Here is a 13397-nt window from a genome sequence, read left to right as displayed (position 1 = left end):
TTGCATTTTAGTGTCGCAGTATTAGCAAAAGCCAAAAAAGATTTAGCTAATTCTGAATTGACAAAACGGAATCATATGGAGTGGATTATTGGAATTATAGTAACTGTTATAATAGCTCTAGTACCATATTTTAAATCAAAATATTTTAGTAGACCAGAAATAACGATAGAAGTTATTTCAGATGGAGGAATAAGTAGTCCAATGTGGTTAAGCAATAATAATGATTTTTCTGACGGTTTTGTTGATGATCGAACTGCTATTAGAATTTTTGAATTGAAATGGAAATTCAAAATTGTATTAAGAAACAACTCGGATCTAACAGCTTTTTATCCCGAATTGGATTTTTATTCGATCGGACAGGATTTTATGAAAATTGAAAAAATAAATAGACTTCAACCCATTAAATCCGCTGAAACTTTAACATTAAAAGCTGAATATAAAGAGTTTGAAGAGACAACGGGTGATAAAAGAACTAGAATAGGAGAAAATAGACCATCAGAATTCGAAAATCTAAGTATTCTTTTGAGCTACGAGAACTCAAAAAAAAGACGGTTTTACACAATTTTCAATTATAGTTCAAAAACCGAAAAGAACAAATTTTTAAACGAAATACCGAAAGAATTTAAAATAATTAAAAATCAATAAACCCAAAAAACAAAAGCATATCATGAAGAAAATTATTATTATTCCATTTCTACTCATGTTTCTATTTCAGAGCGTTTTTAGTCAAAATAAACCTTTGATAGATGTGAAAAAGGAATTCACATTTGCAGCACAACAATATGAAGGAATGTTAGCCTCACATCCTGATATTACTAAGTTTCCTCAATCCACTAAAAAAAATGGAGATCCTGATAATAGAAATTCGGCATGGTGGTGCAGCGGTTTTTTTGGCGGGTCGCTTTGGTACATTTATGAATTTACGGGTGAGGCTAAATGGAAAACAGCGGCTGATAAATGGACAAAAGCGGTAGAAAAGGAAAAGTTTAATAAAACCACACATGATTTGGGTTTTATGCTTTACTGTCCTTTTGGAAACGGTTATCGCCTCACGCAAAATAAAGATTATATAGAGCCTATGCTTACCGGAGCAAAATCTTTAGCCACCCGTTTTAATCCTCAATATGGTTTAATAAAATCTTGGGATAAACATGAAGATTGCGAATATCCGGTGATTATAGATAACATGATGAACCTAGAGTTCTTATTTTGGGCTGCAAAAGAATCTAAAGATAAATCTTTAAGAAAAATTGCCATCACCCATGCAGATAATACTTTAAAGCATCATTTTAGGGATGATTTTAGTAGTTATCATGTGGTTTGTTACCAGCCGGGCACAAAGGTTTTTAGAAAGAAAACCCATCAAGGTGCGGCAGATTCATCAGCTTGGGCTAGAGGGCAAGCATGGGCCATGTACGGTTACACCGTAATGTACCGAGAAACCAAAAAGAAAAAATACTTAAAACAAGCCGAAGGGATAGCGAAATTTATTATTAATCATCCAAATCTTCCAAAAGATAAAATTCCTTATTGGGATTTTGATGCACCAAATCTTCCAAATGAAGAGCGTGATGCTTCGGCGGCAGCCATATTTGCTTCGGCATTTTTAGAAATGAGTACTTACAGCAAAAAAAATAAAGACACCTATTTTGCTACTGCCGAGCAAATGTTAGCAAGCTTATCTTCATCAGCATATACTGCTAAATTAAAAGAGAATAACAATTTTATTTTAAAGCATTCTGTAGGGCACAAACCTGCAAACTCTGAAGTAAATACGCCTATTGTTTATGCAGATTATTACTATTTAGAAGCACTATTGAGGTACAAGAAATTGACTAACCAATAAATTTTTAGGTATAAAAAACGGGATGACTTAATATTTAGGTCATCCCGTTTTTTGATTTTATAATAGCAATGACCTATTGTTAATTGCGATAAAATTTATAGTTCTCTTTGGTAATAATGTCAATTGGCATATAATAGGTGTTTTCTACCTCAGTATTTAATACCAGTTTTTGATAAAGCGACATGATGCCTTTATAAGCCTGCTCTTGTGGTTTCTGACAAATAAGAAAAGCGATGATATCCTTTTCTAAATATTCGATACTGTTTTCTAAAAAGTCATAACCAACCAACAGAATATCTTTTATTCCAGATTTTTCTAAATATTGTGCGACAGAAAACACCCTGGAATTGGTTACAAAAAGCGCCTTTATATCAGGGTTTAATGCAAGTGTTTCGCTAATTCTAATGGCAATAGAATCATAATCAGTTTGTTTGATGTCTATTTTTATAATCTCGTTATTTTTCTTATTATTTTTAAAATAAGCTCTAAATCCTTCTTCCTTTTCTAAAAGGTGATGATAAGCGTCAATTCCTTTAGAGATATTAATAATGAGAATTTTACTGCTTTCTGGAAGCGCATAATTTGTTAATCGGGCACTTAAATAACCACTTTGAAACAAATCAGGCCCGATGTAAGAAAGCCTAGATTCATTAGGAATATCTGAGTTAATAAAAACTTGAGGTATTTTTAATTGATTACAAGACTTAGCAAACTCTAAAGATTCTTCAATAAAAATAGGCGCTACCAATAAACCATCAATTTCGGTTTCCAATATCTTTTTACTTTGCGTTACAAAAGAATTTTTATCATTTTGATCATAAAAGTATTTTTCAATTTCAATGCCGTATTGTTTAATCTCCGATTCTGCTTGTTCAATTCCTTTTAATGGCGCTTTCCAAAATTCAGTTTCTTTAGACATGGAGGGAATCAAAGTCGCAAATTTGAGCAACTTTTTTGATGCAAGTCTTCTTGCTAGTATGTTAGGCTGGTAATCCAGTTCTTTCATAATCGCTAAAATGTTGCTTTTAGTGGTTTCAGAAACGCCAGTTCTGTTATGAATTACTCTGTCAACAGTGCCTATAGAAACGTTTGCTCTTCTAGCTATTTCTTTTACACCTGTTAGAATATTTTTCTTCATCAGTATCGTAATATTAACGGTGTAAAAGTATTAAACTAACTGATAAAAAAAATCTTAAAATTTAGTAAATACTGTAACAGAACTTCTTAGCCTTTCATTTCAAATAATTATTTTATCTGGTTTTTTTAATAAGAAATTAGCATCTTCTTTAATGCCTTCGCTTGATGATTGTAGCAAGACATCATCTTTAACTACTTCAATAGGCGTGGTAGAAGAGGTATTATCGCCTTTATAAGGCTTATTAGTAATTAAGTTATATGCTGATATTAAAGACCATCTAGGAGCATCGCTGTTATTAGCATCAGAACGGTGTAGGGTATTGCTATGAAAAAACAAGGTGTCGCCAGCTTCCATTTCTACATACAATAATTCAGATCTTTTAATAGCTTCATCCACTCTTTCTTGACTAGCGCCAACCTGTTCGCCACTAAATCCGTGGTCTATTCGGCCCATTAAATGAGAACCTTTAATGACTTGTAAACAGCCGTTTTCTTTAGTAGAAGGAGTTAAGGCCGTAAGTACGCTTAGCATTTGAGGAAACAAAAATCCGTCTCTATACCAATAACCATAATCTTGGTGCCATTCCCAAGCACCACCAACTTTGGGTTCTTTTTGCATCAATTTAGAATGAAAATGAGCCGATTCTCCCTCTAATAATAAATTCACTCCATTTACAATTCGCTCGCTTCTGGCTAATAAACTATAAGCATCATCACCTAAAGAATACCATAAAGCCAATTTAGTTCTTAAGCCATTTGCATCCCCACGATCATAAGATTTATCGCTAATTACTTTGTCATTTATTGCAATTTCATGCAGCTTGCTCACTTCATCTTTATTCAACATTGCTTTTACAAGCAAATAGCCATCCCTATCAAATTTGATTTTGTCTAAAAGGTTTAATTTTTTGTAATCCATGTTTTTTATGCTTGAGTTGTTTTTATTTCTGGAATTAAGCGAGTGAGTATAAAGTAACCGATGATGTAAGTACAGCCAACCATTATAAAAATGCTACTGTAGCCGCCGGTAAATTCTAATATTCTTCCGGTGAGGAGTGATAAAACTATTCCTCCGCTTACCGCTGATAAAGTGGCTACACCCATTACGGTGCCTACTTCTTCTTTAGGGAAGATGTCTGTAATTAGGGCAAAAATATTAGCTGTCCAACCGCAATGGGCCGCCGCACCCAAACCAATAAGAATAACGGCAGTCCAAAGTTGATCTGTAAAACCAACCGCGGAAAGAAGAAGGGCAAGAATAGCGCAAACCAACAATGCTAATTTTCTTGATGGATAAATCCCTTTTCCTTTTTTAATAAGGTAAGACGAGTAAGTGCCACCGGCAATACTTCCGGCATCAGCCATTAAATACACCACAATTAAAGGCCAGCCTAATGATGATGTACTTACTGCTTTAGTTTCATTTAAAAATTTTGGAAGCCAGTAAAGTAAAAACCACCAAGTTGGGTCAGATATAAATCTTACCAAACAAATGGTAAGTGTTTCTTTTTTAAAAACCACCTGTTTCCAACTCTTTTTTAAAGTAATGGCAGGGGTAGAAATGGCCACTTCTGGCGTAGGTTTTTTGTAAATAAGTAGCCAAAATATCACCCAAATAAAACCTAAAGCTCCAGTTAAAATAAAAGCCCATTGCCAGCCATAATTGAAAGCGATAAAAGGGATAAGCAGCGGAGCGATAATTGCCCCAATATTAGAACCCGAATTGAAAAAACCAGTAGCAAATGCCCGTTGCGAGGCAGGAAATAATTCGGCCACTGTTTTTACACTAGCCGGAAAATTCACAGATTCGCCTACTCCTAAACCAAACCTGGCTACACTAAAACTTAAGGCACTTCGGCCAAAAGCATGAGCCATACCAGCCGCACTCCATAAAGTAACAGCAATGGCAAATATCCATTTAGTCCCAAATTTATCTAACAGTTTCCCAGTAAATACCACGCCCAAACCATAAGATACTTGAAATGCAGTAACAATATAACTGTACTCTACCTCGCTCCAGTTGTATAAGTTTTGTAACTCAGGCGCTAGAATACTCAGCACATGCCTGTCTAAATAATTGATGGTGGTACTAAAAAAAAGTAGGATGCAAATTTTCCATCCGTAAGATATCTTCATAATTTTATTCCAGAGAATGAAATCATCATTCCCATTCGCTTAGGTTATTGGGTTTAACGAAGCTAAAGCAAAAATGAGCGAGGTTTTAACTCCTAATTGGCTATTTATAGTACAAATTTTGCCTTAATGGTTATATTTAGAATATATTTTCTAATTATTGTGCTATGAAACCGCTTCACCTTAAAGTACCTGCTTACAGCAAATTTCATATAGATGCAAGAAGAGAGGCGGTTAAATATTTCTCTAATCCATGGCATTTTCATGAAGAGTTAGAATTAACCTTCATTTTGAAAAGCGAGGGCACAAAATTTATAGGAGATCATATTTCTGAGTTTAAACCCGGCGAGATTATCCTTTTAGGCTCTAGATTACCTCATTACTGGAGAAATAGTAGTACCTATTACCAAAGTTTAGAAAGTAATGGTGCCGAGGCCATCATCATTAGATTTAATCAGGATTTTGCCGGAAATGAATTTTTAAAAATCCCACCAATGAAACCGGTTTTAGATTTAATTCAGGATGCTACCCGAGGAATTTTCATCACCGGACAAACCAATGTATCACTGCAAAAGAAATTGACGAATTTTTTGATGATGGATGAAAGTCAGAAAATTATAGGTTTAACCGATATTTTGCTCACCATTGCAGCGCAAAAACAGTATAGCTTTTTATGTAGTATTGGTTATGCGCATCAATATAAAAGTAATGATATTGAAAAGATTGATGCCGTTTATGATTATGTATTAGATAATTACATGAATGATTTAAGTGTAAAGGATATTGCAGCCCGTTGCAACATGAATACAGCTGCGTTTTGCAGGTATTTTAAGAAGAAAACAGGTAAAACATTTAAAGATTTTATGAATGATATTCGATTAGGAAATGCTGCTAAATTATTGCTTAAAGGCGATTTGAATATTTCTGAAATTGCTTTTGCATCTGGGTTTAATAACCCTTCTTATTTTAACCGTATGTTTAAAAGAATGACAGGGCTCACCCCAAAACATTATCAAATGCAATATATAAACCCTAATTAAACAAAAATGGAAATTAAATTTTATGCACCAAGATGGGGAAACAGACATTTAACCTGGACTGATTTTTTACGGCAAGTGAAGGCAGCCGGTTATAACGGAATTGAAGCTAATTTATCTGCAGATGCTGATGAAAGAGAAGAAATGTTCACGCTGTTAAAAACTTATGAATTAGAATGGATTGGGCAACATTTTGAGACCACAACAGCCAATTTTATAGATCATTTACAGCAATATGAAACCAGATTATATGCTTTAGCAGCCGCAGAACCTATATTTATTAATGCGCAAACCGGTAAAGATTTTTTTACTAAAGCTCAAAACAGCCAGCTTATTGAAGTTGCAGAGCGAATTAGTAAGGAAACAGGAGTAGCCATTGTGCATGAAACACACCGCGGGAAATTCAGTTTTTGCACTTCCTCTACAGAGATTTATATAGATAAATTTCCAAATTTAAGGCTCACTGCCGATTTTTCTCATTGGTGTTGTGTGGCCGAATCTTACTTACAAGATCAGCAAGAAATTATAAATAAAGCAATCCAACGGACAGATCATTTTCATTGCCGAGTAGGCTACCCGGGTGGCCCACAAGTAAATAATCCCGAAGCACCAGAATGGAAAGAAGCTTTAGATTTTCATTTAGTTTGGTGGGATGCAATTATCCAAAATCATATGGAGAAAAAATCTGATGCAGTAACCATCACTTGTGAATTTGGCCCTTTTCCATACATGCAGCAGTTGCCATTTACACAAGAGCCAGTCAGTTCCTTATGGGATGTTAATCTTTTTATGAAAAACCTTTTAAAAAAGAGGTATCAGATGATGATGGTTAAATAGGAAGGTGTCAAATCATCTTTAGATAATAATTTGTGCGTTTTAACACGCTTTCCGCTATATCTTTATCCCCGAAAAGGGGATAAAGGATGCCGCTTCAATCGTTAACGCTGCTAAACCAATCAAACTCTAGTGATAACAAACAGAATGATTTTTCAATTCTACTCAGCTTTTTTGAAATCAGTAATCAGCCGAAGCTTATTTTTTCTCAGCATTTTTTAACATCCAATATCCAAGTGCCGAAATTCCTCTTGGGTACCAATAGCCAATCCAAACGTCATTTTCTTTCAGTAAACCATCATTATAAGCATACGGACTGTTCTTATTCCACTCATAAATATATCCTGCAGAAGTATGATTAATTCCATACCACTGAGAAGCCACCACATCAGCAACAATGGTTTTGCTAAACCAAGTGGTGCCTTCATCAGTAGTTAGTTTTATGCCATAATCTGTCATGCTTTTAGCATAAGTAGCGGCATAATCTTTCTTTAACACTGTTGCTAGTTGTTTCAATAAAGGGGCTTTTGATCCTGCTAAGCCGGGTAAAAATAAACCTTCGCCAATCACTACCGAACGCTGATTCCATTTAGGGAATTTTTCATCTAAACTCACAGGGATAAAACCATATTTAAGTTGCGCTTTTTCTAAAGTTGCAAGAATAGTTTTAGCCTCGGTTTCATATTTATCGGCTTGTTTGTTTCTTAATTTCTCATTGTTTACCTCGGTGCCTAATTTTTTGAATCCAGCGCCTTCACCATCTACCACACCTGCTTTGGTGGCATCAATTACTTTAGTTTTATCTTTATTTGCTAATGCTCTTAACATTTCGGCAGCTACAACATAAGCGCCAAATTGCTTTGCACCTAAAAAGGTATTATCAGGAGATAATTTAAGGGCTTCGTTGGCATCATAAGTGGTCCATCCATAAGCCATATCAGCAATGCCATTTTCATTTGTATCTCTATTAATTACAGATTGTAATAATTCATCTACCGTTCCTAACATCGATTTTACAAATTCATCATCGTTGCTTATTTTCCAGTACCAGTAAAGCAACAATACAAAAGAGGTGTTTTCTTCCACCGCCATATGAGGACCGTAGTTATAATTTGCAGTTTCGCTTACAAAAGGTAAATCGCCAACATCATGATAAAGATAAGGGCCATATTCAGCAGAAGTCATTCCTTGCTGGTAAGCAGGCTTGTTTTGAATTGCGTTTGCAGGTACGGTAACTTCCGCTCGGGCAATATAATTTGTCCACTGTGCCAATTGAAGTTTCAATCGCCATGGAGAAAAAATTGCATTTACTTCGGTTTCATGAGCTACATCAACTGTACTTAAATGTTTAAACCGACCTTCAGAAACATAAAACCTTGGTTGGTTATTTTCATCCAACAAAAAATAGGTGTTTGCTAAATCGGTATGAAAGGCTAAGGCCAACACCCACTTTTCTTTTGGCGTAAGGCCACTTTTCATTAAAGTATCTTCAAAATCTTGAGTTAAAGCTATGTTTTTATCAAAATTTTCTTGTGCATATTTTAATACTTCCTCTACGTTTTTCCAGTATTTTGTATAATAAAATCTAAGAGATTGATTCACCCGCTTATCTGGAATAACCGTACTGTCGTTATAAGTGGTGTAAATTTGAGAAAACTCTTTTTTATCCTTTGGGTTGATATTAAAGTTATAAACCAAGCCACCAAAACCATGGTCATTAAATGTTCCGTTGGCTTTGGTTTTAGCAGCGGCTAATATCGTTTTCCCATTTAAATTTGCATTATCCCTAAAGTAAACCTGTTGTTCATTATTATCAGGTTTCATAGGTTCTAAACTCATAAAATTGAAACTTTTTACAGGAGTTTTAGCCAATGCTATTTTAAGTTTACCTTCTTGTTTTACATTGCTGTTATTGCTAATGTTTACTAAAAAATAATATCCCGGAAAAATTTGAACCTTAATTGCCGAACTGTCTTCTAATGTTTTTGATTTGGTGAAAGAAGAAATTAAAGTAAAGCGGACATCCATGCCTTCATCAGTTTGACCACTTAATTCCATAGAAGAGGGCCCAAACCTTAATTGTTGGTTGTTAAAATATTTCGTGTTTCTTGGAAGGGGAGTGGTTCTAAAACAATATGTTTTTTTCTGAACTTCTAAACTAATTAATAAGCCAGTTTGCTCATCCATATCAAAACCTAAGCTCCCAGTTTGGATACTTTGTTTCTCATTTAATAATGAAAAAGTAAAGCGGCTTCCTAAACGAGAATTTAAGAGCGAGAAATTTGTAGTATCTGTTAATTGGGTAATGGGTAAACTGTTTTCTACTCTAAAACTTTGTGCCTGCGTAGTGAAAGCAAAAGCCGCCAAAAATAGGGTAAAGAGTACTTTTTTTAATTTCATAACAATCATTTTATTTATTGGGTTTTTGTATTAGAGATAAGAATTAGTTTTTAACCGCATTTAAAACACATTGCCAATTAGCGTAGGAGCCAGGTTTTTCGGCTAACTTATTTACAATACTTAAGTATTTGGGGTTAAAATATGCTGCGGATATAAAAACATCCATTGCCTTTTTAGGATTAAAGTTAGCTCCTATAATATAATCAGATTCTTTACTTTGAGCTCTTTTTCTATCAAACGGAACTTGGCTATTTACAAACTCAGCATGTGTTTTTTCGCCAGTAGCATAAGGAGCTAAAAAAGCGACAGATTTTTCAATAGAAGAACCAGAAGTTGAAATGAAAGAATAATAATTAAAGCCTGTGGCCCTCTTAATTGTAATAGCAGTTGTTAATAGAGGCTCTAAAGTATAATAGTGATAATGCAGGGCATCACGTTCTTTAAAATCAGCACCAGAACCGTCTGCATACAAATTCATAGCTATTTGTTTTTTTAAACTGGTATCTACAAATAGCTGGTATTTTTTATCGTTTAGTAGGTAAGCAATATTTGCCACAATTTTAATCTTATGTGAATTCCAGTTATTGTAAGATATTTTATTGAAAGGTGTTAGTCGTTCTGTTGCAATTTCAATAGCTGCAATTTGTGTAAACCAATGGTCAATTATTTTTTTGTCTGATGGTTTAATTTCTTCCTTAATTAAATCATAAGCCTCAAATAATGGGTCTAATTTGGAGTTGTTTATGGGGTTGGCTATTGCTTTATTTGTTTTAGCCCATGCCAAAATGTATTGAATGCATTTGGTTAAATATTCTTCACTATTGGTTAACTTATAAGTGTAAGCTAAAGCGTAAATTTTCTTTAAATCGGCAAGAGATTTTAAGGTTTTAATTTTTTTAGGATCATTTGCTAAATGCCCTTCAGATATGATGATTTCTATGGGTAAAGGTTTTTGTTGAAGCGCAATTTTTGCTTGTTTTTCTAATAAAAGGAATTCTTTTTGGGCGCTTTTATCAGATTTAATTAAGCTAGTTAATTTTTTTAGTTCCGCTGTATTTAAACTTAAATGCTGCCCTTTAACTACCGTTAACGTACACGATAAAAGACCAAAAAATAGGATTAAACAAACTTTCTTTTTATTCATAACATTAAGCGATCTTAATTTCTAACTATTTTTAGTTGCTTTTGGCGGCAAACTCAAGATTTAGGTTTTATGTTCAATGATAGTGAAATTTTATTTTTTATCATATTAAATGATAGTAAAAGTAAAATTTCACTTGTTTTAGGTCAATTTTTAAAGTTTTAATCCAGATCAATCAATAAAGGAATTCATAGGCTTCAAATCCTCAAAATAGCGCTTTTTATAGATTTCAATCAATTAGCTCTGTGATCTCCGCGTCCTCCGTGGTTAAAATTTTATTTATTTTGGTTTTAAAACACCAATCCAAACAACCAAGAACTAATACTCCAAATGGCCCAAAAAGCAATTATCATCACCACAATAAAAGCAATAAGAATTCCGGTTAATAATCCTTTGGCACTGCCGGTATGTTTACCTTCTGAATAATGCTCATTTAATAGTTTTAAGTTTCTATCGTTGGCTTTAAAGTAGAAATCGAAAATCCATCCTAATAAAGGAATAGCACCTAAAATGAAATCTATCAAAACATTACCCAACATTTTTACCACAATTTTGTTGCTGGCTCCATGCTTATTCATGGTGTAAACCAAAGCAAGAGAAACCAAAGTAGTAGCGCCATCCCCGGCAAAAGGAATAAAGTTTAAAATAGGATCAATCCCAAATTTGAAACCGCCAATTTCAAATTGACTATCTAACAATTTGCTGATTTTTGCAACGTATTTTAAACGGGTATCTGTTTGAGTGCTTTCCATAATTTTAGCACTACAATTTGCGTACCTAATCAGTAGCGGAGTGGTAAGTATTAGGTTTTTAAGTTTTAAGTATTATGCTACAATGGAACCTAAAACCTCTTCCCAAAAGCATAAAATTGATTACCCTTTTTTGTCCATGCAGGCATAAATATGGGCGTTTACCATTTTTCCCATGTGGGTAATGTTAAGGAAATGACTGTTTTTATGGTAAGCTGCAAGTTCTTTGCCTAAAGCCAGCGTTTTTTCTATTGGTGCTAGCTCATCTGTTAAAGAAGCATGAAACAAATCTTTTAAGCGGTAGCGCCCCAATTTAATGCGGTGACTAATAATACTTCTTTCTTCTTGCTGGTATTGTTTAGCAGATTTTTCATTAATGGTTTCTATTCCTAATAAAACCAATTTATTGTTTTCTTTAAAATACTGAGGCATGTATAAACGCAGCTTGCCTTCATAAGATTGTTGGTCAAAATCTATGGCTCTAATGCGGTACTGGTTGCCTTCAATATCAGGCGTAATATCTACCACAAAATTGTAAGAGCGCATATCGCCCAAAAGGCGTACAAAACAACGCTCATTAAATTTTACAAACTCTTTGCTGATACGGGTTTGATTAAATTTTACATTATCATTGGTATACTCATTTACAAAAACATCGCCTGGCAAACCCGGAATATGCTCTTCTATTAAAGTATCATCATCGGTTAAATAATTGATTCGGTTAGGCGATAAAATATGCTCCAGTTCTAAACCGTAAACCCGAGAAGCATCTGCTCGTTTCACATAAAAATGATCGTAATTATCGTTTAGGCGGTTGATGATACGTACCCTAAATGGTTTAGAATTACCAAAAGAGCAATAATCTATTCGGGAAACCGAAAGATGGTCCATTACTTCTAACCTTCCAGAAGCCTGCATTAAAGCGTAAATAAACTTTAAACCCGAGTAAAGTTCAGTCATCTCCGACTCGTCATAATAAACAGTTTGCCAAAGCGTGTCTTTCCCATTTTTATCTAAAAGGGGAGTAGAAAGATTAAACCGTAGCATGTCTGAATATTGAACCGGGATTTTCATTTCCCTATCATACTTTAATAAGTATTGTTTTAACGGATCTTGTATTGGATAGAAGATCTTTTTTTTAGAAGGAACATCATTTCTTTCGGGGATGCTTGCCATATTCAAATCTAAGGTTTAAAGGGCATAAAAAAAGCCTCCTTATGGAAGCTTTTTAGGGATTTTAAAATTCTAATTATTTAATCTCAAAAACTGCTCTTACTAATGCAGTCAATTTTATTTTTTTGAAATCAATTTCGGGCATTGCCGCATCTGCCATTTCTGTTTTCATGGCCATGGTATTGCGGTAATAAGGTTGTGGGTAGCTTTCGCTTCCTGTTTCAGATATTTCTAAAGCTCCACCTAGTTTTTCGCCAATAGCTTCGGTAAGGTAAGTGGCCTTAGTTTTTGCGTCTTTTAAAGCTTTAATTTTTAAATCCTTTTTTAATTCTTCTTGTTTAGAATAAGCATAACGCTCAATATTAGTATAAGCAACGCCTTTTGGATCTACTGATGCAAAAATATCATTCAGCTTGTTGAGGTCTTTTACTTTGATAGTGTATTGTTTTGAGGCCAAAAACTGGGGGTCTTTTTTCTTTTCCCAATAATTGGTATAGCCACTTACATTGTTAATCATAAAATCTTCTGATGCAATGCCTGCTTTAATAGTTGCAGTTTGTAATTGTCTTTCTAATTCTTCAATGGTAATTTTCTTTCTGGTGTCTTTAAGGTACTCTTTTAAAGATATACCAACGTAAATTTCATCTGGAGTAACTTCAATTTCGGCATTTCCGTTGACTTCAATTTTTTTACGGGTATCTATGTTTTGAGTAAAACCAGCTAAGGTGGTTAAGGCAATTAGGGTAGTTAATATAATACGTTTCATAATTTTTTATCTTTTGTTTTAATCAAGATGAAATTATTGTACCAATTCCATAATTAAAGTGAAATATTTTTAAAAAATGTTTATTGATGTTAAAAGCGTAGTGGATTCTGTTTTTAAAGAATCCTTAATTTATTTTAAAAATGAGCGATGTTTTTATAAATTACAGCATCAAACCTAACCA

12 protein-coding genes are annotated in these 13397 nt (G+C 34.0%); 4 read left to right on the top strand and 8 right to left on the bottom strand.

Translation table 11 applies throughout. The features are described 5' to 3' along the window. Entirely contained in the window at positions 1-645 is a 645-nt protein-coding gene (locus FA046_RS00500) for a hypothetical protein (protein WP_205943583.1), read from the top strand. A gap of 22 nt (positions 646-667) precedes the next feature. Continuing rightward, on the top strand, positions 668-1846 hold the full coding sequence (locus tag FA046_RS00495; RefSeq protein WP_136824404.1) for a glycoside hydrolase family 88 protein: 1179 nt from the start codon (positions 668-670) through the stop codon (positions 1844-1846). A 79-nt stretch (positions 1847-1925) separates the two neighbouring features. Here the strand turns inward: FA046_RS00495 and FA046_RS00490 are convergent, their stop codons facing one another. From FA046_RS00490 to FA046_RS00480, 3 genes are all read right to left on the bottom strand, one after another. After that, positions 1926-2984 carry a LacI family DNA-binding transcriptional regulator gene (locus tag FA046_RS00490; RefSeq protein ID WP_205943582.1) on the bottom strand — a complete coding sequence of 353 codons (1059 nt, stop codon included), beginning with the start codon at positions 2982-2984 and terminating at the stop codon, positions 1926-1928. A gap of 99 nt (positions 2985-3083) precedes the next feature. Further along, positions 3084-3902: a phytanoyl-CoA dioxygenase family protein gene (locus tag FA046_RS00485; RefSeq protein ID WP_136824402.1), complete on the bottom strand. Its 819-nt coding sequence runs from the start codon at positions 3900-3902 to the stop codon at positions 3084-3086. A gap of 5 nt (positions 3903-3907) precedes the next feature. Then, positions 3908-5119 carry an MFS transporter gene (locus FA046_RS00480; RefSeq protein WP_136824401.1) on the bottom strand — a complete coding sequence of 404 codons (1212 nt, stop codon included), beginning with the start codon at positions 5117-5119 and terminating at the stop codon, positions 3908-3910. A 164-nt stretch (positions 5120-5283) separates the two neighbouring features. Between FA046_RS00480 and FA046_RS00475 the strand changes: the two genes are divergently transcribed. Further along, positions 5284-6156, top strand: coding sequence for an AraC family transcriptional regulator (locus tag FA046_RS00475; RefSeq protein WP_136824400.1), 873 nt, complete (start codon positions 5284-5286; stop codon positions 6154-6156). 6 nt (positions 6157-6162) lie between these two features. Then, positions 6163-6990, top strand: a complete 828-nt coding sequence (locus FA046_RS00470; protein ID WP_136824399.1) for a sugar phosphate isomerase/epimerase family protein — start codon at positions 6163-6165, stop codon at positions 6988-6990. Positions 6991-7185: 195 nt separating this feature from the next. On the opposite strand, the gene FA046_RS00465 is transcribed toward FA046_RS00470, so the two are convergent. From FA046_RS00465 to FA046_RS00445, 5 genes are all read right to left on the bottom strand, one after another. Further along, positions 7186-9387: a glycoside hydrolase family 52 protein gene (locus tag FA046_RS00465; protein WP_169303273.1), complete on the bottom strand. Its 2202-nt coding sequence runs from the start codon at positions 9385-9387 to the stop codon at positions 7186-7188. 43 nt (positions 9388-9430) lie between these two features. Further along, positions 9431-10531: an alginate lyase family protein gene (locus tag FA046_RS00460; protein ID WP_136824397.1), complete on the bottom strand. Its 1101-nt coding sequence runs from the start codon at positions 10529-10531 to the stop codon at positions 9431-9433. A 287-nt stretch (positions 10532-10818) separates the two neighbouring features. Further along, a complete protein-coding gene (locus FA046_RS00455) occupies positions 10819-11280 on the bottom strand; it encodes a DUF4112 domain-containing protein (RefSeq protein WP_136824396.1) in 462 nt (153 codons plus the stop codon). Between the two features lie 120 nt (positions 11281-11400). Then, positions 11401-12453 carry a hypothetical protein gene (locus tag FA046_RS00450; protein ID WP_136824395.1) on the bottom strand — a complete coding sequence of 351 codons (1053 nt, stop codon included), beginning with the start codon at positions 12451-12453 and terminating at the stop codon, positions 11401-11403. 73 nt (positions 12454-12526) lie between these two features. Next, entirely contained in the window at positions 12527-13216 is a 690-nt protein-coding gene (locus tag FA046_RS00445; RefSeq protein WP_136824394.1) for an SIMPL domain-containing protein, read from the bottom strand. Positions 13217-13397 lie beyond the last annotated feature (181 nt).

This window comes from Pedobacter cryophilus (assembly GCF_005116455.1).
In the GTDB taxonomy this organism is placed as follows: Bacteria; Bacteroidota; Bacteroidia; order Sphingobacteriales; family Sphingobacteriaceae; genus Pseudopedobacter; species Pseudopedobacter cryophilum.
Note: the sequence above shows the minus strand (reverse complement) of the source record. Positions and strands in the feature narration are given on the sequence as shown.